At 63.9% G+C, this 23,252-nt stretch carries 20 protein-coding genes and 2 pseudogenes; 17 read left to right on the top strand and 5 right to left on the bottom strand.

Features of this window, described 5'->3' with window-relative positions; all coding sequences use genetic code 11:
- Positions 1–231 precede the first annotated feature (231 nt).
- Both OH799_RS02685 and OH799_RS02680 read left to right on the top strand, forming a co-directional pair.
- Positions 232–717 (top strand): hypothetical protein, encoded by a 486-nt coding sequence (locus tag OH799_RS02685; protein WP_406275204.1) that lies wholly within the window; start codon positions 232–234, stop codon positions 715–717.
- A 150-nt stretch (positions 718–867) separates the two neighbouring features.
- Entirely contained in the window at positions 868–1,035 is a 168-nt protein-coding gene (locus OH799_RS02680) for a hypothetical protein (RefSeq protein ID WP_406275202.1), read from the top strand.
- A 1,244-nt stretch (positions 1,036–2,279) separates the two neighbouring features.
- On the opposite strand, the gene OH799_RS02675 is transcribed toward OH799_RS02680, so the two are convergent.
- From OH799_RS02675 to OH799_RS02665, 3 genes are all read right to left on the bottom strand, one after another.
- Entirely contained in the window at positions 2,280–3,347 is a 1,068-nt protein-coding gene (locus tag OH799_RS02675) for a terpene synthase family protein (protein WP_406275199.1), read from the bottom strand.
- A 96-nt stretch (positions 3,348–3,443) separates the two neighbouring features.
- On the bottom strand, positions 3,444–4,511 hold the full coding sequence (locus OH799_RS02670; RefSeq protein ID WP_406275196.1) for a polyprenyl synthetase family protein: 1,068 nt from the start codon (positions 4,509–4,511) through the stop codon (positions 3,444–3,446).
- A 17-nt stretch (positions 4,512–4,528) separates the two neighbouring features.
- Positions 4,529–4,987: a hypothetical protein gene (locus OH799_RS02665; RefSeq protein ID WP_406275193.1), complete on the bottom strand. Its 459-nt coding sequence runs from the start codon at positions 4,985–4,987 to the stop codon at positions 4,529–4,531.
- Between the two features lie 383 nt (positions 4,988–5,370).
- Between OH799_RS02665 and OH799_RS02660 the strand changes: the two are divergent.
- Positions 5,371–5,568, top strand: a pseudogene (locus OH799_RS02660) (IS110 family transposase); the annotation flags it as partial.
- 309 nt (positions 5,569–5,877) lie between these two features.
- Here OH799_RS02660 and OH799_RS02655 read toward each other — a convergent pair.
- Positions 5,878–7,389 carry an ISL3 family transposase gene (locus OH799_RS02655; protein ID WP_406281736.1) on the bottom strand — a complete coding sequence of 504 codons (1,512 nt, stop codon included), beginning with the start codon at positions 7,387–7,389 and terminating at the stop codon, positions 5,878–5,880.
- A gap of 110 nt (positions 7,390–7,499) precedes the next feature.
- Between OH799_RS02655 and OH799_RS02650 the strand changes: the two genes are divergently transcribed.
- The 12 genes from OH799_RS02650 (at position 7,500) to OH799_RS02595 (ending at position 19,813) form a co-directional block, all read left to right on the top strand.
- Positions 7,500–7,700 (top strand): DUF1918 domain-containing protein, encoded by a 201-nt coding sequence (locus OH799_RS02650; RefSeq protein WP_406275190.1) that lies wholly within the window; start codon positions 7,500–7,502, stop codon positions 7,698–7,700.
- A gap of 228 nt (positions 7,701–7,928) precedes the next feature.
- On the top strand, positions 7,929–9,428 hold the full coding sequence (gene istA, locus OH799_RS02645; protein ID WP_406265554.1) for an IS21 family transposase: 1,500 nt from the start codon (positions 7,929–7,931) through the stop codon (positions 9,426–9,428).
- Positions 9,425–10,216 (top strand): IS21-like element helper ATPase IstB, encoded by a 792-nt coding sequence (istB, locus tag OH799_RS02640; protein WP_406265551.1) that lies wholly within the window; start codon positions 9,425–9,427, stop codon positions 10,214–10,216. The genes istA and istB overlap by 4 nt, the downstream gene beginning before the upstream one ends.
- Positions 10,217–10,919: 703 nt before the next feature.
- Entirely contained in the window at positions 10,920–11,105 is a 186-nt protein-coding gene (locus OH799_RS02635; protein ID WP_406275187.1) for a hypothetical protein, read from the top strand.
- Positions 11,102–12,172 carry a polyprenyl synthetase family protein gene (locus tag OH799_RS02630; RefSeq protein WP_406275184.1) on the top strand — a complete coding sequence of 357 codons (1,071 nt, stop codon included), beginning with the start codon at positions 11,102–11,104 and terminating at the stop codon, positions 12,170–12,172. The genes OH799_RS02635 and OH799_RS02630 overlap by 4 nt, the downstream gene beginning before the upstream one ends.
- Positions 12,173–12,307: 135 nt before the next feature.
- Positions 12,308–13,381, top strand: coding sequence for a terpene synthase family protein (locus tag OH799_RS02625; RefSeq protein ID WP_406275181.1), 1,074 nt, complete (start codon positions 12,308–12,310; stop codon positions 13,379–13,381).
- Positions 13,288–13,515: a transposase gene (locus OH799_RS02620; protein WP_406281733.1), complete on the top strand. Its 228-nt coding sequence runs from the start codon at positions 13,288–13,290 to the stop codon at positions 13,513–13,515. The genes OH799_RS02625 and OH799_RS02620 overlap by 94 nt, the downstream gene beginning before the upstream one ends.
- Positions 13,516–13,859: 344 nt before the next feature.
- Positions 13,860–14,114: a glutaredoxin 3 gene (gene grxC / locus OH799_RS02615; RefSeq protein ID WP_406275178.1), complete on the top strand. Its 255-nt coding sequence runs from the start codon at positions 13,860–13,862 to the stop codon at positions 14,112–14,114.
- A gap of 447 nt (positions 14,115–14,561) precedes the next feature.
- Positions 14,562–15,947 (top strand): cytochrome P450, encoded by a 1,386-nt coding sequence (locus OH799_RS02610; protein WP_406275175.1) that lies wholly within the window; start codon positions 14,562–14,564, stop codon positions 15,945–15,947.
- Between the two features lie 390 nt (positions 15,948–16,337).
- Positions 16,338–17,120, top strand: a complete 783-nt coding sequence (locus OH799_RS02605; RefSeq protein ID WP_406275172.1) for a methyltransferase domain-containing protein — start codon at positions 16,338–16,340, stop codon at positions 17,118–17,120.
- Between the two features lie 145 nt (positions 17,121–17,265).
- Positions 17,266–18,069: a dimethylarginine dimethylaminohydrolase family protein gene (locus OH799_RS02600; RefSeq protein ID WP_406275169.1), complete on the top strand. Its 804-nt coding sequence runs from the start codon at positions 17,266–17,268 to the stop codon at positions 18,067–18,069.
- Positions 18,070–18,091: 22 nt separating this feature from the next.
- Positions 18,092–19,813 (top strand): carbamoyltransferase, encoded by a 1,722-nt coding sequence (locus tag OH799_RS02595; RefSeq protein ID WP_406275166.1) that lies wholly within the window; start codon positions 18,092–18,094, stop codon positions 19,811–19,813.
- A gap of 532 nt (positions 19,814–20,345) precedes the next feature.
- Here the strand turns inward: OH799_RS02595 and OH799_RS02590 are convergent.
- Positions 20,346–20,702, bottom strand: a complete 357-nt coding sequence (locus OH799_RS02590; RefSeq protein ID WP_406275163.1) for a hypothetical protein — start codon at positions 20,700–20,702, stop codon at positions 20,346–20,348.
- Between the two features lie 206 nt (positions 20,703–20,908).
- On the opposite strand from OH799_RS02590, the pseudogene OH799_RS02585 reads away from it, so the two are divergent.
- Together OH799_RS02585 and OH799_RS02580 are read left to right on the top strand one after the other, a co-directional pair.
- Positions 20,909–21,139: pseudogene (locus tag OH799_RS02585) on the top strand (transposase); the annotation flags it as partial.
- 246 nt (positions 21,140–21,385) lie between these two features.
- Positions 21,386–23,035 carry a fatty acid desaturase gene (locus OH799_RS02580; RefSeq protein WP_406275160.1) on the top strand — a complete coding sequence of 550 codons (1,650 nt, stop codon included), beginning with the start codon at positions 21,386–21,388 and terminating at the stop codon, positions 23,033–23,035.
- Positions 23,036–23,252: the final 217 nt, after the last annotated feature.

Here is a 23,252-nt window from a genome sequence, read left to right as displayed (position 1 = left end):
TGCTGCGTGGTGGTAAATCCCATGCGGCGCAACGAGTTGCCGCCACACTCGCACTGCACGACCTCGCTCGGTTCGTCAGGCTCCCACTCCAGGTGACCGGGTTCGGCGAGATCGGCCCGGACTGCAGCCGGGCCGGGATCCCCGCCCAAATCAATGCCGTCAACTTCCCACACCACGGTTGGTGCTGATGGATCCGCAGCGGCCGGGGAGGTGTTCTACATCCCGCCGGGGATGACTCCACCCACCGCCGAAGACATCGAGGCCGGTAGGCAGGCGCGGGCAGAGCTGGCCCAGATACAAGACAATCCCGAGGTGTGGGCAGAGGCGAAGTGGTGGGGGTTTCGGGTCTTCCTCAACCATGAGGCCGTCAACGTGGCCGCCGAGATCTATCCCCGCATCGGCACCCTTGTCGGGCAGTTCCTGCCCTCGCCCATCGGTACCTTGGTCAGGTTGTACTACAAGGCGCACAGCATGGTCATGAAACGCGTCGACCAGGACCGGGGAATCGTGCTGACCTCGCCGTGGATCGCCATCGCCGCGCTGGTCCCGACGCCTATCGGCTGGCCCTCCTCCGACACCAGCTTGTGGTGGACGGTATTCGAGGAGGAGCACGGGTGGAGTCAAGACAAAGAGTTCCCCAAGCATGCCAGCGAAGCAAACCCGGCGCTGGCCGCGTTCGAGGGCAAGCTGCGTGCATCGCGGGGGCGGCTCGGATAAGAGCCTGTGGCAGACCCTCTACGACCCCGACACCGGGTGGACCGAAGACCGGCGTTTCGCGAATCATGCCAGCGACGCCGATCCCGCACTCGCAGTGTTCAAAAACAAGCTGTACTGCGTGCGCCGCGGATCAGGAAGCAGCCAGAACCTGTGGTGGAGCACCCTCGCCAGCAGCAACTCGAGCTGGTCGCGGGACGCGGCAATCCCGAACGCGGCCTCCGACGCAACCCGGCGCTGGCGGTCTTCCGTGACAGCAGCGGCGTCGAAAAGCTGTACTGCGTCCACAAAGGCAGTGGCAGCGACAGGAGCCTGTGGTAGACGACCACCACCGACGGGCAGAACTGGAGCCATGACAAGCAATTCCCGCAGCACGGCACCAGATCGGGTCCGGCGCTTGCGGTGTCGGGGTTGCGGTAGAACTCGCCGAAAATCCAACGATTTTCGGCATACGCCCTGATCAGGCATGGTCATCGGCAGTCGATAGACTCTGCATCAGATGCGAGGAAGTCGCGTCAGATGCGAGTCCTCGCCAAGACGGTGTCCGGAGACCTTCGTTCGCGGCAGGACAGTTCCGCAGGTCGAACCTGTAAACGCATGTGTCGGTATAACCGGTAAGGATCGTGTCACCGGGGTACATGACCGCGTTTGCGGAAGCGGGCGTCAGCGATCTTTCACTTGAATCCGATTGGCGTCGGGCGGCGCTACGGCTACTCCGAGCCGGTGATCGAGCAGTTCCTGACCATGATGAGGACACGAATATCGGCCAACGCACGGACCGACGCCGTGGGAGATGTCGGAGCCGGGGCATAGCTTGGCGAACATGTACAACACCGATGACCTGGTGCCTCAGCTCGTCGAAGTCTGACACTGCAGCCTCCGTCGCCCGCTACCTGAGCGGCTCCGCCGCGACCGCGAAATGTCAGTCGTGACTCGTCATTACTGACATCTCCGGGGAGGTTCTGCGAACGATTTCGACTCGGCCACCCTCATCTCAAATATGGGGCTTGACCAGGTCTTTACTGACATCTCGTGAAACTGACATGAGCGGGAAGACCGCAGGTCAAAGCCCTGACATCCTGGTGGGAACTCTCAGCTGAAGGCGGATTGTATTGTCTGGCTTCGGTTGGCCTCCCGGTATCCGTACCAAGACGACGTCACCCATGGGCAACGTTGTACAGCGCCCAACTGCAGTTATCTAGCCCCGTACAGCTCACGTCCATTGTTGCCAGTTGTGTTGCTGGCGGGCCGGATCTGACGCATTAGCGCTGTGGCTGTCAGCGCTATCGCTCGTATCGGTGAAAAGTGGCGTCACGGATCAGGGCGCGTCTCAGCATCTGGGCACGTCGAGCAAACGCGCTGTAAGTAACCCTATGAGGTGATGTTCGGCTGGGTTGTGTGGGTTTCGCCAGCTTGATGCGGAAGGCCCCGTAGCGCGGTCCGTTCAGGGGATGTCGTCTTTTGAGATGGCGAGAAACAGCGTGGGGAATGTCTCAGCCACCGCAGCCTCCGCAGGCCTTGAAGTTCCTGGGAGGCGGATGTTCGACAGCGTGGGTGGACTCGTGTCACAGACTGGTGGGGTCCACTTGGTCCCACCACCAGGCGATGGAGGGAATAGACGGCGGTTCGGTGCTGGGGTCTAGTGGGGTGGTGGTGCGGGGGAAGTCTTTGCCGGGCGAGTCGGGGAACAGGTAGCGGATGCACGTGGCGCCGAAGTCGATGTTGCCGACGATCAGGAGGTCGAGGATGTGGAAGTAGGTGCGTAGCTGGGGGCTGGCATGACGAAGCAGTTGGTCGCGCAGCCTCAAGTACAGGGTGAGGCAGCGATCTCGGAGGGCGACGCCGTCGTGGAGGGCTTGACGGAAGGTGTGGTGGGGGTTGTCATTGCGGATGACGGTGAAGATGTCGGTGGAGTCCTCCTCCTCCCTGACGGCTTTGAGGTGGGAGTAGCGGTCGTTGTCCAATACGGCGACGGTCATGGCGGCTTCGGAGGCGGCGGTGACGGCGGGGTGGTCGCGTTGCTGGGCGGACAGTTCGAGGTCGTGGCACATCTCGCCCATCGCGATGGCTTGGGCTGCCCCGGCAGAGGTCAAGCGCAGTGGCAGGTAGGTGTTGAGGTCGATGGGCTGGTGGAGTTCTTGGAGGGAGCGCTCCCAGATGAAACCGGCCATCCATTCGCGGAAGCTGTCGGTGAAGCGCTGCCTGTGCACGGGGCTGGCCCAGCGGTGCACGTCGCTGATCATCGAGGCGAAGGCGGCGTCCAGGGGGTGGTCTCCGAGGAGCCGGGCTGCGGGGTTCTCGGTGCTGCGCACGAACGCTGACAGGGCGGGGACCACATCGCAGGTCCGTTTTCCCAGCTGACCGTTCTCGATCATGTCGTCGAGGATGAACGCCCACGCTGAATAGTTGCAGAGGTCCTGGAGTCGTGGCGGTGGCGCGTCGGGATAGAAGCAGAGGGTCATCGCGACCCCGGTGAGCACCGACTTGTGGAGGTAATCGGGGTCTTCGGCCAGCCCGAACCTGGATACCCACGTTGTGGTGGCGGCGATGAACTCGCCAGGGTCGGGGTGGGGCAGGGGCTGGATCGGGCAGAAGATGGGTGGCGCGTCTGGTGCGTAGGCGTCGGCGGTCATCGTTTTCCTCCACGGTTCGGCGAGCACGATGGGCCTCGTGCTCGGGCTTGCAATGTTGGTCGGCGATGTGGTGTGGGCGTGGGTGGTGTCGGGGCGTCATCGGGTTCGGTTGGCCAGCAGCTCCAGCAAGCCGGTCAGGTCCGCCGCCGCGAGGGGGGCTGGATCGGTGGCGCGCAGGCACGCGGCGGCCCGGCGGAGTTGGTGGTCGGCCTCTTGTCGCGCCCATTCCCGAGCTCCGGTGTCCTCGATGAGGGCGGCGGCCCTCGCGAGATCGGCCTCATCGAAGCGGGAGTTGGCCGCGTACACCCGGGCCAGTTCGCGGCCCGCGGCGGTCTCGGAGACCAGGGCGGCCACCACCGGTAGGGACTTCTTGCGGCGGCGTAGGTCTGAGCCCGCTGGTTTGCCGGTAGCAGCGGGATCGCCCCAGATGCCCAGCAAATCGTCGACGAGTTGGAACGCCACGCCCAGGTGGGCGCCGAACTGGCTCCACAACAGTGTGCGGTCGGGATCGGCTCCTCCGGCCAAGCCACCCAGCAGGCAGGCACATTCCATCAAGGCCGCGGTCTTGGCCTGGGACATGGTCAGACACTGGGCCAGAGGCACACTGGGGGCGGCCTCGAAGACGGTATCGGTGTACTCCCCGTCGATGAGGCGCTCGGTGGCCCGAACCAGGTGCAGGGTCGCGTCTGAGGCCCAGGCGGCGGGGCTTGCGGCAAGCACGCGGATCGCCAGGAAGAACAAGGCGTCCCCGGCGAGGATGGCCGCGGGCATCCCGAAGGCTGACCACACGGTGGCACGGTGCCGACGCACAGCGTCGCCGTCGATGACGTCGTCGTGCAGCAGTGAGGCGTTGTGGATCAACTCCACCGCCACGGCCGCGGGCACCGCATCGGAGGCGCGACCCCCGGCCGCGCGGGCGCAGCCCAGCACCAGGGCAGCGCGGATGCCCTTGCCCACGCCCGCGTTGTCGATGCCCCCGGTGGCATCGCGCCAGCCCAGGTGGTACTCGCAGATAGGACGGATCGACGCAGGAATGGTGTCCACAGTCGCGCGCAGCGCAGGCAACACCTGTTCGCGCGCGTCCGCGAGCATTCCGCTCGGTGATCCGTGAACCGTGTCCTGGTGCTGGCGCACGGCGCTCTCGTTATCAGGGACTTGTTCCATCAGACGGCTCCCGCTGGTCAACTGCGCGAACGGATAGTCAAACGCGTCGGGCGCCCACGAGCCACTCGAGTTCGGGGCCAAATCGGTTGGCTGCAGTTGGGTTGGGTAAGAACCTGTTTGCCGAGCACAGGCAGATCGCGCAGCAGATCAGCGCCAGCATAGGAAGTTTCCACCGCGATCGCCGACACCCTCGGCGGGAACAACACGGCCCCGCCGCGGGCATGTGCCTCGGTGAATATCCCTCCCGCCTCCGCGATCTCGGCGGCAGGCAGCAACCGATCCAGCGCGTCCACCAGCAGCCGCTCCTGATCCGACAACTCCAGCACACGGCACGCGCGCGCCGCGGCACGCAACGCGACTCCCATCAGGAAATTGCGCGGCCCCACATGCTGCACTCGCCTGGACGCCGAGGACCCGTCCATCAGTCCGCTCAGCCGCGCGGTGCGCTCCTCCCGCGTCGAATACCAATCCGCCATCGCCACAACCCTTCTCGCGCCCGATAGCTGACATGAATGACTGTATAGACGTGGCGCGCTCCGGCCGTCGAGATCGCCCGAACATACTGGAGAGACTGTTTATCCGCGCTGATCGACGCGACCCGAGCATCGGGGAAGATTCAACCGCACGCGAAAACCTGGAACCGACACCAACTGTCATCAGCAGGCAGCGGTAGTGCTCGACTCGACGCAGCATTGCAGGATGTTCAGTCGACTGCGGCGTGCCTTCGGCACGCTCGGGTTTGTCAGCTGAAGATGCTCCTATAGATGTCGAGCGGCTGGAGCGAGTTCGTTGATGAGTTCGGTGGTTGGGACCGCCACCTGGCGGCCAAAGCGAGTAGCCTTATTCATCCGATCCTGGTGTCTTCTACTACTCGGCGATGGTGTCCATCAGCTGCTGCCCCGAATCGCGCCAGTTCTACGACCGGAAACGGTCCGAGGGCGAAAAACACACCCACGCCGTCCTCGCCTTGGCCCGCCGCCGAGTCAACGTGCTCTGGGCACTGATCCGCGACAAACGGACATACCAACCGCTGCCACCCGCCGCCGCTGCCGCCTGAAAACGTAATCGGAAGTCACCTTCCGGGGTTGACAACTTCGTTGGGAAGCTCCAATCTCGACGGGACTCCAGCACTTTCATAGACCAACCCGCGATGACGACCTGAGGCTACCCGAGGCTCTGCCCCGGGCTAACCGTTCACCCTGCGTGTCCTCCTACGAGACCGGTCGAGAACATCGATCCGTGACCCCGGCACCAGCGCACGATAAGCCGACTACGATCAGGTGCGAGCCCGTACCGTTGAACCCGCAAGGTCCGCCTACGGAGGGACTGTCTGAGATCTGGCTCTGTCGCACTTTCGGTGGTGGGGTTATCCGAGCAGGATCCGGTGTCGTAGGAGCCGGAATCCGGCTCGTCCGTACATTTGCCTCTTGAGCAGCTTCGTTTTCGTGTTGACTCCCTCGCATGGCCCGTTGCTGTAGGGCAAAGTCAGTCCGGCGACCGCGGCGTCGTGGTCCTGGTCCAGACCGCGCAGGAACGGCTCGAGCTGGGGCAGTCCTGCCTCGCGGGCCTGCTTGATCCAGCAGTCGAGGTCGGCGCCGCGCCGGTCGGTCATGATCGTGGCGAAGTCACGGACCAGTTCGGTCAGCCGGGTCATTTCCGGGCAGGCGGCGACGAGTTCGCCGAGGTGGCTCCGGCGGGTTTCGGAGAGGTCTGATGGCCTGCTCATGATCCAACCGGTGAGTTTGCGGGCCGAGACGACGACCCGGTCACCGGTCAGGCGCCCTTCGTTGAGGTAGCGGTAGAGCAGGTTCAGCCCACCTGTGTAGCCGAGGTCTTTGATCTCGGCAAACAGGTGCGTGACCGGCACACCCGGCTCAGCGGCCCGCCGAGCCCGCAGATGATCACGGTATGGGTCGACCAGTCCGGGCCGGTACTGTGGCGGACGGCGCAGCGAATCCGGTTCAGGCGCCCGGGAGTACCGCTTCACAGTGTTCAACGCCAGGCCCAGCCGCCGGGCGCAGTCCAGCAGCCCGACGCCTTGGTTGAGTAAGTTGTGCACGGCATGCCAGCGTTCGATGGTGGTGGTCTCCCGCGCCATCCGGTGCCGCTTCGGGCCCGAGGCGGCCCAGCAACGTCCGTGCGCGGCGACGGCCGTCTCGACGGCACGGGCCAGACCATGCCACAGATGCCACCGGTCCGACACTTGTGTCGCCGCAGGTCGTGCGCGTCGCACGGCTTCGGCGTAGGTGGCCGAACCGTCCCGTACGACGGTCGTCACCTCGGGATGATCGGCCAGCCAGACGGCCAGGGTGTCGGATTTGCGGTCTGCCAGCACATCGACCCGGTCGTGGGACACGGGGTCGATCACGACCGTGGCATACCGGTGGCGGCGCAGCAACGCGAAATCATCGACGCTCACCACCGCCGGAACCGGTCGCCGCGGCAAGGGGATACCCAGCAGCACACGCACAGCGGTATGCCGGGACAACCCAATCGACAATCTGGCCAGCAGCCGGGCACCCGCCCGACCGGCCAGTTCCCGAACCACCGACCGCACCTGGCAGGTCAGACGCGTCGTACGACGCTGGTATCGCTCCAGAACACCGACGACTTGCTCGCGAAAGGTATTGCGGCAGCCCGCTGTCGGGCAGACCAGGCGGCGGACCTGCACGCACACGATCACCGGGCGGCCGTCGAGCGGCACGTCGGCCACCGTCCGCCAGTGATATCCGTGCACTCGCGCGGACTCGGCTCCGCAGCCCGGACACACGGCCGGGCAGTCAGGCGTCCGCGCCCACACCACGATCTGGTTTCCCTTGTCGACCACATCCTCCACCACCAGCGGCGACAACCCCGAAAGCGCCACGGCAGCAGGCATATTCACCTCAGACACCGCAACATCGTGCTGTCAGCGCCATCGCGGCACCACCGAAAGTGCGACAGAGCCAAAATTCCGACAGTCCCCCTACGGAAACGAGGAGGCTTCACATGCATGCATCGAAGGGCGACAGACTGGTCGTGCACGGCCGCGTTGTCGGCCAGCAGGACCACGTCGTCGAGATCGTCGAAGTTCTCGGCCCCGACGGCACGCCTCCCTATCGAGTTCGGGCCGAGAATGGCCACGAGACCATCATGTCGCCCGGGCCGGACTCTGTCGTTGACCATCGCAGGGCATCGGGCACCGAGTGACAGCTTCGAGCTGAAGCAGTCATCGTTTCTAGGTTTCGACCATAAGGGCCGTCCCAGCGTGTCCATGGCCGTGACAAAGTCCCCGCTGGTGGCTGGTTGTAGGTCGCCGCTGGCGGCCAGGTAGAAGTCCCCATTCCTCTTGCTCGTCGTGTCATGCCCGGAGCTCATGGCCTGGGCGGTGACGGTGATAGCGCCAACTGTCATTCCGTCACTGCCCAGGGAGTTCCATTGAAGTCTGCGAGGGAGCGAATGGACATCATTTCCGCCTATCGAGAGGTCGGAACCTATCGGGGGGCCGCCGAGCTGTGCGGCACCACGCACAAGACGGTGAAACGGGTCGTCGAGCGTGTCGAGGCCGGCGGCCGGCCGCCGGAGCGGGCACCGCGGTCCCGAAATTACGACTCGGTGCAGGATCTGGTCGCCGAACGGGTCGCCAAGTCGAAGGGCCGGATCTCGGCCAAGCGGCTGTTACCGGCCGCTCGCGCTGCCGGTTACGAGGGGTCGCCACGGAATTTCCGGCGCCTGGTGTCGGAGCAGAAAGCGTTGTGGCGCAAGGATAATCATCGGGGTCGTCGTCCGGCGGTGTGGTCGGCGGGTGAGTATCTGGTGATCGATTGGGCCGAGGCCGCGCCTGGGTTGCAGCTGTTTTGTGCGGTGCTGGCGTTCTCGCGGTGGCGGTTCACCGCGTTCGCCACCGACCAGAAACAGTCGACCACCCTGGCCATGCTCGCCGAAGCGTTCACCGCGATCGGCGGCGTCCCCGCCCGGGTGCTCGCCGACCGGATGGGCTGCCTGAAGGGCGGGGTGGTCGCGAACGTGGTCGTCCCGACACCCGAATACGTTCGGTTCGCAACACATTACGGTTTTCGTCCCGACTGGTGTCACGGCAGCGATCCGCAGTCCAAGGGCATCGTGGAGAACCTGTGTGGCTATGCCCAGCGGGATCTGGCGGTCCCGCTGCTGACCGAGGCCGCGATGACCGGGACGGCCGTGAGCCTGCGCGAGGCCAACGCGGCGGCGAGGACCTGGTGCGCGGAGGTGAACTCGCTGGTGCATTCGGAGATCTGTGCCGTCCCCGACGAACGCCTGGTCGTCGAGCGGGAGTTGTTGCGGGGATTGCCGTCGCTGCGGCTCGAGGTCGGTGCACCGGCGGTGACGCGCACGGTCGACCGGCTCTCGTGTGTGCGTTACGGGTCGGCCCGCTACTCGGTGCCGACCCGCCTGATCGGTGAGAAAGTGCAGATCGTCCTCGACTGCGGCGCGCTGCTGGTGCTCGAACCGGCGACCGGGGTGATCGTGGCCGAGCACGAACTCGTCGCTCCCGGTGACGCGTCGATCCTCGATGACCACTACGACGGGCCCCGGCCCGCGCCCAACCGCGGGCCGCGTCCGAAAACCACTGCAGAACAGCAGTTCTGCGCCCTCGGGCCGGACGCGGAAGCGTTCCTGGTCGGCGCGGCCGCGATCGGCAACACCCGCCTCGGCGCCGAGTTGGAGATCCTGCTCGCGCTCGGCGCCGCCCACGGCGAAGCCGCGCTGGTCGCGGCGTTGCGGCGGGCGGTCGCGTTCGGGCGGTTCCGCGCCGCCGACGTCCGCTCCATCCTCGCCGCTGGCACCGGCACCCCGCAGCCGCGGGGGGCCGGTGACGCGCTGGTGCTGGACCTGCCCACCGCACCGATCCGGTCCCTGGATGCCTACAAGATCACTCGTGACGGGAGCGCCTCGTGACCACAGCTCGATCGAAAATCGTCGCTCCCAAGCCGATTCCGGAACTCGCCGCCGATCTCGACGCTGGGCTGCGGCGGTTGAAGCTGGCCACGGTCCGGCGCACCGCGCCGGAGGTGCTGGCGGTCGCGAAAACCCAGCGCTGGACACCGGAAGAGGTGCTGCGGACTCTGATCGAGGCCGAGTTGGCTGCCCGCGACGCCTCCAACGCGGCCAACCGGCTCAAGGCCGCCGCGTTCCCGGTGACCAAGACTCTCGACAGCTTCGACGTGTCGGCGTCGTCGATCCCGCAAGCCACCTTCGACTACCTGTCGAGTCTGGAATGGGTTCGCGCGCAACACAATCTCGCGATTATCGGTCCACCGGGGACAGGCAAGAGCCACACCCTGATCGGGCTCGGCCACGCTGCGGTCACCGCCGGCCACAAGGTCCGCTACTTCACCGCCGCCGATGTAGTCGACACCCTCTACCGCGGCCTGGCAGACAACACCGTCGGCCGAATCATCGACACCCTGCTGCGCGCGGACCTCGTGATCCTCGACGAGATCGGGTTCGCGCCACTGGACGACACCGGCACCCAGCTGCTGTTCCGGCTGGTCGCAGCCGCCTACGAACGCCGCTCGCTGGCCGTCGCGTCGCACTGGCCGTTCGAGCAATGGGGCCGGTTCCTGCCCGAACACACCACCGCCGCCAGCATCCTCGACCGGCTCCTGCACCACGCCACCGTCGTCATCACCGACGGCGACTCCTACCGCATGAAACACCGCAACAAACGAGGTGACCGCCCCTGAACTAACCACCCCACCCCCAGCAAAGGGGTGGGGACTTCAACCCCGGCCACCAGCGGCGACCTGAAAGTGGCCATTGACACAGCGCCTGCAACGGGGCGGCCCGTCGAATGTCCGCAAATGCCGCATAGTGCGCTGTTCGAACCGGCCACGCGGCACGACCGAAGATCGATGGGCGAGATCATCTCGGCATAGGCAACGCACTGAATTGCCGAATTGAGCGCCGTCTCGGTGATAATGGCGTCGGCATCAGGGTGCGTTTCAGATCCTCGAGGATGTGCTCGGCGATGCAATCACCAGCCGATGTAGATCATTGGCTGTCCGAAATGATCGCGGTTCTCGATTCTCGGTTCACCGTCTATGTCGAACCCATGATCCTGCCGGCCTCGGCGGTTCCTGAAACGTATTGCGCTCGAGCATGTTTCGCTTTTCGTGCGGGTTCCGATGAGATGTCGGCTTGATGACATGGCGTTCGAAAAAGGGCGGGCGATTCCAGTACCGGCATACGCACTGATGGATGGTCTGGGTTGAACGCGACTCGGCAAACCCACTCTGCAGCGAATTGCGTTGTGTTAGAGTAATTTTCGAAGTTCAGCCATCTCGGACTCACACAAAATTTGATGACAGGCTCCAGACCGACTCGCAACGTCGCGAACGTGGAACTCTGGATCGCCCGGTCCGCTATCCGTTTCCCGGAGGTGCTGCGATGATCAGTAAACTGGCCCACACCTTCGCCCGCGACGACAGCGCTGGGGACAGCAAAGGAGAAGTCCTGGTTCCAGGTCAGGTCGTCGGCACCGTCCCCGAGCACCAGATTGCTGAGGTCTTCCTCGAACAAGCGCGCCGGTCGATCCAACATTGCGAAGAACCTGAGCCGGGCGGTGTGCTGTGACGATCGGGGTCCACGTGCCCCTGGACGCGGATGATATCCGTTCCGGGGTCGAGAGGGTGCTGCGCGATTTCCTGGACATTCAGGAGCGAACGGCCGCCGCCCCTGAGCTGGCCTTGTTCACCGGCCTGCTGCGCGAGATGCTCACCGCTGGAGGAAAACGTATCCGGCCGTTGCTGTGTGTCACGGGCTGGTACGTCATCCGTGCCGAAGCACCGCCACCGGTGGTGTGGCGGATGGCGGCATCGCTGGAGTTATTCCATGCTTTCGCGCTCATCCACGACGACATCATGGATCGCTCGGATACCCGCCGCGGTCGCCCCACCGCACACCGTGCCCTCACCACTGCGCACGCGGGCCACACCGGGGCCGAGTCGTTGGGCATCAACGCCGCGATTCTGCTGGGCGACCTCACCCTGGGCTGGTCCTACGACCTGCTCTACGCCACCGCCGACCTGGCCCCACCCCAAGTGGCCGCCGTCTCGGCGGTGTTGAATGCGCTACGCACCGAATGCCTCGTCGGCCAATACCTCGACCTCACCGCTGCGGGCCGGCGCGAGGTCGACGTCGACGCCGCGTGGCGGACGATCCGTTACAAAACCGCCAAGTACACCATCGAACGGCCCTTACAGCTCGGTTCGATCTTGGCCGGTGCCGACCCACAACAGCTACAAGCGTTGTCCGACTACGCCATTCCGCTCGGCGAGGCGTTCCAACTCCGCGACGACATCCTGGGAGTCTTCGGTGACCCAACGCAGACCGGCAAGTCCGTCCTCGACGACCTGCGCGAGGGCAAACACACCGTCCTGGTCGCTATGGCCTACCGCAATGCCACGCCCAGTCAGGCCCGCTACCTGCGGATACACCTGGGAAACCCCGACCTCGATTCCGCGGCAGCCGAGGAGATCCGCGCCATCCTGACCGCCTGCGGTGCCCGAAGCGCCGTGGAGCAGACCATCACCGCACGATACGAGCAGGCCGTGGGCGCCCTGGACGCCACAACACATCTTCTCCATCGCACCACATGGTTGCGGCAATTCGCCGCGAACGCAACCTACCGCACCACATGACCCGCCACGAATGCGTGTCAGGTCTTGTTCAGTTTCCGAATCAGCTCATGACGAAATCGGCGTCCGATAACGCGGCAACCGTTGCGTCATCGTCACCACGGATCCAGAACTCAAACTAGTCGGAGGAGAGAAAGAATGTTTACGTCGAGGAGAGACGTCACCGAATTCTTCTACGTGCCGAATGATTGGCCTGTTCACCCCGATGTGGACCAAGCGCAATCGCACAACCTCGAGTGGGCGGCAGAAATGGGTCTGGTGCGAAGCTCGGTGACAGCCGGTATGAACGAATCATGGAATATCGCAAGTACCGCCGCGTGTGCATACCCGCGGGCCCACGGAGAAGCTCTGACCTACATCACCAACTGGATCACCTGGGGATTCTCCCTCGATGACAGCCTCTCGAGCATCTGGCGTGAACCATCGCGGGTCGCTGGCGTTCTGGACGAGGCGCTACGCGTCCTGCACCATGACCCATCCGTTCGGATTCCTCGGCCGCTGCGCGGATCCGACCGAGCGCTCGCCGATCTCATCCGCCGGGCATCCGCTGTCATGTCCGCGACCTGGATGACAAGATTCCGTGCCGATATGGAAACGATGTTTCGTGGCTTTTTCGCCAAAAGCCTGGCACTGTCGAGCAACCGCACCCTCGATATCGAGGAGATTATGGCAATTCGCCTCGATGATATCGCCATGAGGCCCCCCATGAACTTTATTGATATGCTGGAAGGCTTCGAAATCTCCCCCCTTCTGATCGGCACACCCCAAATGCGGCGCGCTCGCGATCTGGTCTGTGAACTCCTCACCCTGCAGAACGACGTTTTCTCACTCTATCGCGATGTCGATGACAACGGCGAACTCAACGTGGTCCTCACTCTCGAGCGGCTCCACACGATGACCCGCGAGAACGCTCTGTTGCGGTTGCGGGACATGTATCGGGAGCGATTGGAGGAGTTGCGATCGATAAAGGTCGAGTTCGAGAAGATCTGCGTGCTACTTGGACTCGACAATAAAGACAAGATGCTGACCACCACCTATCTCGAGGACCTTGAAGGTCTTGTCCCCGGATGCTGTCACAGTCATTTCGCCGCTGCACGGTACCGAACAGAAGCACACGCATTTCCACCGATCGTTTCCGAGCTACTTGCCGACTACGACGGCTGCATAATGCAACCTTTCACGGCGTTAACGCCACGAAAGGCCGATCAGTAGACTCCGAAAAGAAGGCGGGCCGCCCGTCGAGGTGGACGAAACGGCAGCTCATCGATGGGATCCCGTGGCGTGCCCGGGTCGGTTCGCCGTGGTGGGATGTGCCAGCGCAGTACGGGTCGTGGCAGGCCGTCTAACCGTGGCTCATCGGGCGGCAGACCACCCGCGTTCATTGACCGCAGACATCAGCTCGATGCTGGACCGTCGACCAGGTGAGAGTACGGCGACGCCAGCACCTGCGAAAACTGCCAGGCGCCAGTATCGGGCTGAGATGACAGCCCTCCGGGCCCGCCCAAGGAATTGCTACCGCCGCAGTCGTGTAGCAACGTATCAGTTTCCACGACAGTCTTGGTTCCGGCTCTGCGCGAGGACCTGCCGTGTCAGACTTGCTGAAGCGCGACGATGTGACTCGACCTGGAGCGTCGACACACGACCTGTAGTCGCTACTCCACGGTCTCCCGACGGCAGAGGAGCAGACGTCATGCAACACGTCATCATGTACACCACGGAAGTGAGTCCGTTCTGCGTCAGGGCTGAGAAACTGTTGAAAGAGAGGGGTGTTGCAACGATCGAAAAGATCCGCATCGACCTCGACCCTGCGCAACGCGACATCATGGTGGAGAGGACCAAACGCCGGACCGTGCCGCAGATCTTTATCGGCGACACCCATATCGGCGGCTTCGACGACTTGGCTGCGCTCGACCGGGACGGCAAGCTGGCGCCCCTCCTCGGTTAACGGTTAGCCCGAGTCCCTACGGAAGGGGCTGGATCGTCGATCCAGTCTCGAGGACACCCGAGATAACACCGGGCAATCGAACCTGAACTGTACCAATACGACCCAACCGCGACATCGGGGACACCTTCAGCAAAGCTAACTATAGTGCTCTATGCCGACGAGCGGACGTTGGCCTGGGACGCCGGTGTGCGCGTCGAGTACTGCGAATCCTGGCATGCCACACGGTTTCCGCATGGCGGCCGGAATATGCTCCCGACAGGCCGACGACGCGATCGGCAAACGTAGGCGTAGCCGGGCTGGAGGCCGCGCGGCCTGCAAACAACCGGCCGACCGGCCCGTCCACACCCCTACTCACGACCACTGCGACAACGTGACAACGTGACAACGGGACAACGGGAGTCGGCTATCGAACACGCACAAGATCCGAGTCGCATCTACGGAGCCCACATGAGCGTCCCCCCGATCTTGCTGAAGGCGATCCCACCGACCGCTGCCGCCGCCGCACTGCTCGCTTTTGCCGCGACTCCACGCCTCGCAGACGCCTACAGGCTCCGCTTGCTCGCCAATGGCGACGACCCGGCCGATGCCCCGACGATCCAGATCCCCAACCGGGACATCCATGGGCATCTGCTGGAGAAGCTGTTCGCCCACAAGTCCGCAAGCCAACGCGGACATACCCACGTGCGGCGAACCTTCCTCTACTACAACAGGCCAGCCGACGAACACCAGGAATGCATCGACACCAACCACCCCCACTACACGGAGCTGGCCAAGGCGACGTTGCGTACCCTCTCCGTTCCACGCGAGGAGATCCTCGCCATGGCCCGCAGGTACACCCATCAGGTCCTGGAGGACCTCTGGCCCGTCGGCACCACAAGCCGCGTACTGCGACTCACGGACCTGACCGTCCCTATCGCCTCCCGTCTCATGTTCGGACTGGTCTTCAGGGCCGCGCCGTCGCAGGAACAGATCGCGCTGATCGGTCGTTGCGCCACTGATACCGCGAAGAACTTCAAGGGACTTCGGAACTCGGGAAACATCTCCGCCAAGCTGGAGCTCCTCGACCTTTTGCGGGCCAAGGTGACCGAGTATGCAGGGTGCCCCGACATCTTCGGCCCCGACAGCACGCTCGACACGAACTCCAGGGCGAAACACCTGCTGGGGATGTTCTTCAGCAAGGGCGTCAACCAGCTCTCCGAATGTGTCTGCCATACCGTGCTCGCGGCATCCCGGCATCCCCATGTCGTCGAGCGGATCATCGAGGGCGACGCCCGCTACCTCGACCACGTCCTGTCGGAAACACTGCGGCTCTACCCCCAGCACGCCACGATCCAACACCTCGTGGTGGACGACGTCGCTTTGAGCCCGACGGTGACGATCCCGCGCGGGACTCAGCTCCTGGTAGACATCAGCCGCCACCAGCGAATGGGCCACACAGCACCAGACGCGTTCATCCCGGAGAGATGGGAACAGCGCAGCCGGGCCGACAGCGGATTCGTGGTTTTCGGCAAGGGGCAACGGAAATGTCCTGCCGAGCGGTTCTCCCGGACAGCCGCAGCAGTGATCGTGCGAGAACTGCTGAGCTCTTTCGCGGTACACGCACCCATCCGCCACACCCGGGCGCTGGAGACTGGCGGCCTGTGCTGCCTGGTGCCCCGCGGCTCGGCCGCACATGCCGGGATCGGGTTCAACAAGACCCTCGTGTGGACACGCGACCGCGCGGAGGGCCTCGCCTTCGGCGCGGCACAGCTGATCTATTTCTCCCGGGCAGCCCGAGCAGTGCAGCGCCTGCCACACGGCACCAACAGCCACAACGTTCCCTGCCGCACATGATCTCGCCGGCCAGGCCGCGATGTTCTTTCCGGGCGACCTTCTCGACTGACTGACGTCAGGAGGGCTGGGTCGCTACGAGTGGCTGGAGGAGAGAAACGCTGTAGCGCCGACATCCGCTCATGTCGCGACGAGTGGATGTTGTGGAACGGACTCGGGTTCATCGCACGTCGGGGTCGCCTCTCATCTCGATCGCGACGATGGGCGGCGGACCCGACGCCGAGGGAAACCGCGGTTGCGACGTATGACCGCCGGATTGTCGCAAGCCTCGTAGACTCAGATGAGATATCAACGCGTCCAAGGGTTGTCGAGTCTGTCACAGATCGTCTACATAACCAGTCGTCTCGTCGTCGAGCGCAACTCGGATTGATTCTTCCACGGAAAGGTTGATCGATGAGTGTTGACCGAGTCCGAGACGGTGAAGTGGTCGAGCACTACTACGGGCGGGCCGCCGACCATTACGCCGCGACCTGGGATCCGGGCGGCCGGATGCATTGGGGCTACTTCGAAGATGCTCCCGCCGACGTCGCTGTCAGCTTGGGAGAGGCCATCGAGGCGTGGGATCGCCGTCTGTGCCACCAGGCGGGGATCACCGGCGAGTCCGTCGTGCTGGATGTGGGATGCGGCACCGGCGCCACCACATCCTGGCTGGCCGCGACCACCGGCTGCGCGGCCGTCGGGGTCGATGTGCAACTGGATCGTGGCCACCGCCGTTCGGCTATACCGCTGGTCCGGGGCGATGCCATGCGGCTGCCCTTCGGCGACGATCTGTTCAGCCACGTGTGGTGCCAGGCGATGCTGTGCCATGTCCCGGACCGGTCGACCGTGCTCGCCGAGGTGTGCCGTGTGCTGGCTCCCGGCGGCATCCTCGCCCTGGACGACGTGATCACACCGTCGTCCGAGGTAAGTCCAGTCGGGCGCGCCTACTACTACGACCGGGTCGCCAATATGGGCCCTCAGCTCACCCACGGCGCCTACCTCGCGCTGTTGACCGCCTGCGGCCTGACCGTGCTCGACACCCAGGACCTATCCGCCCACATGCGTCGCAGCTACGAGCACGCCTGCGAACGCATCGCGGCCACCCACCCCGACGCTGCCGACACCTACCGCGGTGTCATCCGCACCATCGACCTCCGTGACCTGGGCTGGGCGGCGTTCATCTGCCAACGACCGTAACGGAGACTACGTACTCCTGGTGATGGTTGCCGATTTCGAAGCGTGCCCGTCCCGCGTGTCGGGCTGTGATACTTGTTGTAGGAGCATGACTCTGGTGATGGGACGGCGGTGCTGCGGGCCGCTGGTGGATCCTAGGAGGATCAGGGTGATCAAGAAGGTCCTGATGTGTCCACCGACGTACTTCGACATCGAATACTCGATCAACCCGTACATGGATGTCACCAACAGGGTGGACAAGAACAAATCCCAGGCGCAGTGGGACCACGCCGCCGGCACCCTGCGTGGGCTTGGAGTCGAGATCGAGGTTCTCGATCCGGTGTCGGGGCTGCCGGATATGACGTTCATCGGCGATGCCGGGATGCTGCACAACGGCAAGTTCCTCGCGACGAACTTCCGTCATTCCGAACGCCAGGGCGAGGTGGAGCACTACATCCGGTGGATGCGCGAGCACGATGTGCCGGTGTTCACCGTCCCCGAGCACGTTTGTTTCGAGGGTCTGGGCGACATCGTCTACTACGGGGAGGACATTCTGTTCGGCTACGGTCAGCGCTCGTCACCGGAAGCCATTCACCATGTCCGCGAGGTCTATCCGGAACTCGAGCTACGCGGTGAGCTGCACCTGCAGGACGAGGGCATGTACCACCTCGGGCTCGCGGTCTCCTACATCGACGCCGGCACCCTGCTCTACTACCCGGGAGCATTCACCGACGAGAGCCTGGCGTTTCTGCGTGCCAACTTCGAACGGCGCATCGAATGCGGCGAGCAGGACGCGAAGAACTACTTCGTGTGCAACAACATTCCGCTGGGTCGGCATCTGCTGATGGACAACTGCACCGACGAGCTCGGACACGAACTGGCGCAGTGGGGTTACCAGGTCGTCAAGACCGACATGAGCGAGTTCAAGAAATCCGGTGGCAGTGTCCGCTGCCTGATCCTGGCCATCGGCTGACGCCCCCTCGAGGACACCGACGATGTATGTGCTCGGCCTCAACCACGCATACCACGAATCCGCCGCCTGCCTGATACACGACGGCCGAGTCCTCGCCGCCGCCGAGGAAGAACGGTTCACTCGCGTCAAACACGCCAAACCGGCTCTGGTGAGCAACCCGCACGAACTGCCCGTGCACGCCATCGCCTACTGCCTGGACCGCGCGGGCATCACCCTGGCACAGGTCGATCACATCGGGTCCTCGATCGACCCGGCCAAACGGCTGCGCAACAAGGACTTTCCCGACCGTATCGTCGCCGGGGACTGGGGCAGCGACATCGGTGAGACCGTCTTCCACGACAACCTCCGGCAGGTGCCCGCCCAGCTGCGGGAAATGAGCTTCGGCGGCGAGTTCCATTGGCTGAGCCACCATCTGTGTCACGGCGCCTCCGCCTACTACCCGTCTCCCTTCGCCGATGCGGCCGTGCTCGCCGTGGACGGCATCGGTGAAACCGCTTCCACCCTGCTCGCTTGCGGGCAGGGCATCCGGCTGTCACCAATCGATGAGATCTCCTACCCCGCTTCGATCGGGTTCCTGTGGGAGAAGCTCGCGCAGTTCCTCGGCTTCAGCGAATACGACGCCAGCAAGGTGATGGGTTTGGCCGCCTACGGCGACCCCGAACCCTACCGAGATCATTTCCGGCAGATCCTCACACTGCTACCCAACGGCCGATTCGCCATCGACAACGACCTGCTGCGTTTCCGTATCGCCGACTACTCCAGCCTGACCAAACTGTTCGGGATCGGCCCCCGCACTCCGCATTCGGAGATGACCAGCACCTACGCCGACATCACCGCCGCCCTCCAAGCGGCCACCGATGACACGATGGTGCACCTGGCCACGCACGCCGCCCGCCACCTCGGTACCCGTAACCTGTGCCTGGCCGGCGGGGTCGCGCTCAACTGCGTCGCTAACGCACACATCGCCGCGACCGGACTGTTCGACAACCTCTACATCCAGCCCGCCGCCCACGACGGCGGCACCGCACTCGGTGCGGCACTGCTCATCTGGCACGACATACTGGGCCGAGCCGAACGCGACCGAATGCGCCACGCGCAACTCGGCCCCGAATACGACGACACCGACATCGAAGCCGCACTCCGGGACTCATGCCTGCACTACCGTCGGGTCCAGGACATCACCACCGAAGTGGCGCGACTACTGGCCGACCAGAAGATCGTCGGATGGTTCCAGGGCCGCATGGAATTCGGGCCACGAGCCCTGGGCAACCGCAGCCTGCTCGCTGACCCACGCCAGCCCGGGATGCGCGAGCGGCTCAACCGCATCGTCAAAAAACGCGAAGACTTCCGCCCCTTCGCCCCCAGCGTGCTAGCCGAGGAAGCAGCGAACTGGTTCGACATCCCCCTGCCATGTCAAGCATCGGATTTCATGCTGATCGGCTACCGCGCCCTGACACCGGAGAAGATCCCCGCCGTCGTCCACGTCGACGGCACCAGCCGCATCCAAACAGTCCACCACGACCACAACCCCCGCTACCACCGGCTCATCAGCGAGTTCCACCGGATCACCGGAATCCCACTGGTCCTCAACACCTCCTACAACGACCGCGAACCCATCGTCTGCACACCCACCGACGCCATCACCACCCTCCGCCGCACCGGCATCGACTACCTCGCCATCGGAAACTTCCTCGCCCAACCCACACCCACACACCTGAACACCCCGCCAACCCACGACCAGTGAACACGCGAACACCGAATCAGGACACCATCCGCCACTCCGAATGAGACGAGCTACGGAAGCTTCGAAGCGTCCGGGAGAAGCATCCCATAAGTAGCCGCTTACAGATCGGTTTTTTTCCTGGTCGCGGCGGTGTGGTCCACGCTGGGGTGCGGGACTATAAGACTCTTTACATGCCGTTGTCCGGGCGAGGTCGCAGGTCGCGCGGGTTGCGGTTCGCATCGAACACCCGTTCGCCCGAAATTGGGAAAGTGGAGGTGCGTCAAATCCTCGCAGTTCGAGCGGAGTGGCAAGTCCGTCGTGCTGCTACCGGTATTGCTGGTGATGCCGCAGCGGCTTGCGAGATGAATGGCGATGGCGGTCAGGCAGGGTGCCAGGCGGTTCGCAACTACGGTTTTTGCCCTATGTGGTTCTCCTCAGCGGCCCGAGAACCTCACCCCCACACGGTGAGAGGATTGCCGGGGCCCTCGGGGTCGCCGTAGAGTTTCCGATCTATAGCAGGGGCATTTTCCGGTGCCGATCCATGAAGCGGGCGTCAATCCACCATAATCCGATTGGCGTGGTTTTGAGCCTTCACTATGGTGCCTCCAGCCGTTCCCGTGGCCCCCAGGCGATCTCCATCCCAGACCGTGGTGTTCTCCAGCGGAGTCGTAGCCGCTCGTCCGCCGACGACGACATAGAGGTCGAACCTGCCGCTCTTCCCTGTCGCAGGACTGACCAGAGTGATCTGGCTATCGCTGTCTACCGTGTAGTCCACCACGTCATATCTATTGCCGTTCATATCTCTGAAGTACAGCTCGCTGGCCCCCTGTAAACCCGACCCGGTCACGACGATCTCAGTGCCGCCCAACTTCGTGGCTGAGTTGGTGTTCAGCCATTTGATTGCAGGCATCGTCCTATCCCTCCTTCGGATTGAGCTGCTTCGGTACGGTTTCAATCCAAGCTTGACAGAATTGCAGGGTCCGCCGCAGGCCATCGGCCCCACAACTTTCTCTGTTCGTGGCACACACTCGACAAAGTGGTGTCTCAGCGGGTCTGTGAGGTTCACCCCGGGTAGTGGACACCGAGTTAGCAGGATCGAAGATTCTGCTGGTAAGGATGTCTACTATGCCTCCTCGCAAGCGTCGGTCGTTCACGGCCGAGTACAAGGTCGAGGCTGCCCATCGGGTGATCGATTCCGGTCGCTCGATCGCCGAGGTCGCGCGTGAACTCGGTATTCACGAGACCGTGTTGAGTACCTGGGTCAAAGACGAGCGGCGCAGGATCGCCGCGGCCGAGGTCAACGAGGAGAAACCTCTGGATTCGGTCGAGCGGGCCGAGTTGCTGCGACTGCGCAGGCAGGTAGGACAACGCGTTCTTGGTAAAAGCTTCGGCGTACTTTGCCGCGATGCAGAAGAACCGACCCGGTTCGATCTGATGGCCAAGTACGCTGTCGCCTGCCAGCCTGAAGGGTTCTGGCGCAGAAACCGTGATCACACCGCTGGGAGGTGTTGGTCTGCGGTGGCGTGGCTGAGCAGTAGACGCTTGCGCAGCAGGTCGAGTTTGGCCCGACCGAAGCATTGGCGTTTCTGATGCTTGAGTTTATTCACGGTACCCTCAGTAGGACCATTCGTCAGCGCCGCACCGTGGTGGCAGCTGCCCGTCCGCTTCCCGGCCATGGACCTGCCGTATATCAGTTTCTTGGTGCGTAACGTGCGCCGGCGACCACGCGCCGAGGTCCTGGAAACGGCGACGTTGATGACCTTCTCGCTGACGGTCATCGTGGCGGCCGCGCTCACCGGACAGCTGTGGACGCTCGCGGTGATCTGCCTGATTCCCGGGCGGGTGGCGATGTTCGTGCTCGCGTGGTGGTTCGACTGGCTGCCCCACCACGACCTGGAAGATACGCAGCGCGAGAACCGCTATCGCGCGACCCGCAACCGCGTCGGCTCGGAGTGGATCCTGACTCCCCTGCTGTTGTCGCAGAACTACCACCTGGTCCACCACCTGCACCCCTCCATCCCCTTCTACCGCTATGTCGCGGCCTGGCGACGCAACGAGGCCGCCTACCTCGAGCGGGACTCGGCGATAAGCACCGTTTTCGGGCAGCAGCTCGACGCCGCGCAGTACCGCGAATGGAAACGCCTCAACGGCAAACTCGCCGCACTACTCCCGGCCCGAATGCCGCGTTCCTCCGCGGCACGCCATGCCAGTACCCACCCGATCCCCGTCAACAGCGTCGAGCCTCTTACTCCGGGCAGCGTCAAAGTTACCTTCGACGTTCCCGATCATCTGAGCGACCAATTCCGATTCCGGGCGGGCCAGAACCTGACGATTCGACACCGCATCGGTGGGCGGGAGGTGCGGCGAAACTACTCGATCTGCACCTCGGCCACCTCGGGAGAACTGGCGATCGGAGTACGGCACATCGCGGGCGGGATGTTCTCGCGCTTCGCGGTCGAAACGCTGCGAGCCGGTGACGTCCTGGAGCTGATGACGCCCACGGGCAGCTTCGGCGCACCCCTCGATCCCCTCGCCCGGCGCGACTATGTCGCGGTAGCGGCAGGAAGCGGCATCACGCCCATCCTGTCGATCATGCGCACCACGATGGAGATCGAGACCGAGAGCCGCTTCACCCTCTTCTACGGCAACAGAACCGCAGAGTCGACCATGTTCGCCACCGAACTCGACGAGCTCGAATCTCGATATGCCGACCGGTTAGGCATATTCCACATCCGCTCCGGCGAGGCCCACCACCCGGCCGCTTTTCGTGGCCGAATAGACCTGGCGATGGTTCAACGGCTGCTCGACAACGACCTCACCTCGATCGACCGGTGGTACCTGTGCGGCCCAGCCGATCTCGTCACGACAATGCGCGATGACCTCACATCCGAAGCAGTGCCGACCGAGCGGATACACCTCGAACTGTTCCGCGGCCCAAACCGATCCACACACGTCGACGGCTTCCCCAACTCGGAAGTGACCATCACCCTGTCCGGCGCGGATCACACCGTGGAACTCGCCGCGGGTGACACCGTCCTCGAATCCGCGCTGAAAAACAACATCGACGCGCCGTATGCCTGTCTCGGCGGCGCATGTGGCACGTGCAAAGCCAGAATCACCACCGGAGCGGTATCGATGGAGCAAAACCTCGCACTTACCGCAGCCGAGGTCGACGCCGGTTTCATCCTGACCTGTCAATCGCATCCCACCACCCCAACGGTCGCAGTCGACTACGACAGCTGACTTGGTGGTCCACCTCCCGCGACGCCCCAACGCGTGATCGCCGGGCTCGGAATCTTCGTCGGTCCCCTTCGTATGGGTAGCCGAACCATCTACCGGAGACCCGACCCGTTCCCGGTCAACGACACATCCTGCGCGGCAAACACTTTCGTGGCAGGGCCGCGGGCACGGAACGACTTCTCGAACACGGTCTGATTCCGTCGCCGGAGGCGTGACGGAA

The sequence above is a fragment of the Nocardia sp. NBC_00881 genome, assembly GCF_045207455.1.
In the GTDB taxonomy this organism is placed as follows: Bacteria; Actinomycetota; Actinomycetes; order Mycobacteriales; family Mycobacteriaceae; genus Nocardia.
The sequence above is the reverse complement of the archived record's forward strand: the minus strand, read 5'-3'. Positions and strand labels throughout refer to the sequence as shown.